Source organism: Sphingobium sp., assembly GCF_035511395.1.
Taxonomy (GTDB): Bacteria; Pseudomonadota; Alphaproteobacteria; order Sphingomonadales; family Sphingomonadaceae; genus Sphingobium.
Genome location: NZ_DATKFP010000453.1, coordinates 1 through 2,217 on the forward strand (window position 1 = coordinate 1; position 2,217 = coordinate 2,217).

At 61.6% G+C, this 2,217-nt stretch carries 2 protein-coding genes; both read left to right on the forward strand.

From position 1 onward, the window contains the following. Positions 1–1,480, forward strand: a 1,480-nt coding sequence (locus VMR39_RS30210) for a hypothetical protein (RefSeq protein ID WP_325422221.1), incomplete at its 5' end; no start/stop codon positions are given. Positions 1,481–1,580: 100 nt separating this feature from the next. Then, positions 1,581–2,217 (forward strand): hypothetical protein (locus VMR39_RS30215; protein WP_325422223.1); only part of this gene is annotated, 637 nt, incomplete at its 3' end.

A 2,217-nucleotide genomic window follows, 5' to 3' on the forward strand; every position in this document is an offset into this window, starting at 1 on the left:
CGTCTTCTTCACCCTTGACGATGCCTATATCCATCTAGCTCTGGCGGAGCGCGTCGCGCACGGATTCTACGGAATAAATTCCGGCGAGTTCGCATCTCCCTCGTCCTCGATCGTCTATCCGCTTCTGCTTGCTCCGCTGGCGCGGGCCGGTTTCGGCGAGTTGAGCGCATTGACACTCAACATAGGGGCGGGCTTCGGCATTCTCTTCGTCTGGCGGCGACTGTTTTCGAGATTCGGTTTCGATGTGGCGCGGTGGGAAAATGCGGCCCTTGCGCTGCTGGCCACTTTTGCCGTGAACGGCGTTGCCCTGGCCTTCACTGGCATGGAACACACGCTTCACGTCCTTTGTACCCTGCTGACAGTGCTGGCCCTGGTCGATGTCGTCGAAGATCGGCCGACACCGTGGTTCCTGCACGCGGCGGTGGTGGCCGGCGCCTTGCTCCGATATGAAGGAGCAGCGGTAGCTGGAGCCGCCGCCCTCGTTCTGATCCTGTACGGACGGTGGCGGCAGGCAGTCCTTCTGATCTCCGTCGTGGCGGTCTTCTACGGGGGCTTCTCCCTCTTTCTGCACGCGCTTGGATTGCCATTCTTGCCGAATTCGGTGCTCGCCAAGTCGGACTCCGCCTTGGTCGCGATGCGGCAGCTTGGGGGAAAGGCCTTCTTCCATTCGCTGGCTTCGCATGTGGTCCGATATTTCTCGCTAGCCCACGCGCTTATGGCGACCATGGCTCTTTATGCGGGAATTGTCGCTTATCGGCGTCGCTCGGAGCCTGGATGGCAGAGCCGCCTTGGGCTGATCTTATTCGGATCAATCGTGCTAGCGGTGCATTTCGTCGCCTTTCGTTCGGGATGGTTTTTCCGCTATGAGCCTTATGCCGTATCCGTGCTGCTCTCCTGCATCGGATATGTGCTGTTTTCCGGCGGCGCCTCGCCGCTCGGTTTCCCGGGGCGGAACGGCCAGGCGGCGTGGGCGGGTATGACCGTCTGCCTCGTCGTCTTTATGGTCTTTTATAGCGCCGCCGTTTTCCGTGCGCCGGGCGGCGCCCGGAACATCTACGAGCAGCAATACCAGATGCATCGGTTCGCGACCGAGTTCTGGCATGCTCCGGTCGCCGTCAACGATGTCGGTTGGGTCGCCTATCGAAATCCCGACTACGTTCTCGACATAGCCGGACTTGCGACGCCGCAGGCCGCTCTGGAACCGCTCAGAAGCGGTCGTACGAAAGGGTACGGAGATTTCATCGCCGCGCACCATATCGGCCTCGCGATGATTTACAAACCTCTCGAATTCTTGATCGGCTCACGGATGGAAATTGCGCGGCTTCATCTCGGCGGGCGGCGGGTTACGGCGGCCGGCGACACCGTCAGCTTCTACGTCACGGACGAGGCATATAGAGACCGGGCGGAAGCGGCGCTGAACGAATTCGCGAAGACCTTGCCTGTCGGGGTGACGCTTGAGAGGTTGCCGTCCCCCAATTGAGAGAAGCCCCATTGTTAAAGCCGGGATGTGCCGGACTTGCCACAGGCGGGTGTGATTGAGTCTGCACGGGTGGAGGATTCGGGAGATGCGGGGAATGTGGGTGCGCCGGCTTGTTGTCGCGGTTGCGTTCTGTGTCTGGGCTGGAAACGCAGGGGCGGAAGATGCGCTGCCGCCCGGCACCATGGCGCCCGTCGACGGACCCGCTTCGATGGCACCCGTCGTCGGTGGTCTCGACATGGCCGATCCAAGCGCGGCGCCCGCACCGGCGGGGTTGCAATGGCGCATCACCAAGCCCGAATGGTCGGCGAGCGACGAGCGCGCCTATGGCGAGTTCGTCCGCGCGATCGGGCTCAGCGATTGCCGGACGGTCGATGCCTGCCTCAAGAGTCCCGCCAATATCTATCGGGCGAGCGACGGCGTGAACGCCGGTTTCTTCGCCGACTGCGCGGATCTGCCTTACGTGCTGCGGGCCTATTTCGCCTGGAAGAACGGCCTGCCTTTTTCCTATGTGAGCGGGGTCGCGGCGGTCGGCAATTCGAACGACCTGCGTTATTCGCGCTACGGCAATTACGTCTACCAGCGGACGGATGTCCTCACGCACTCGGAAGGACGCTGGCCGAATGCGCAATATGTTCTGGTCAACATTTCCAATTACATTTCGAGCGCGATGTACCGCTTCGCGCCGAAGCCGCGTGAGGGCGAACTCTTCGACTTCTATCCGGTGAAGATCGCGCCAG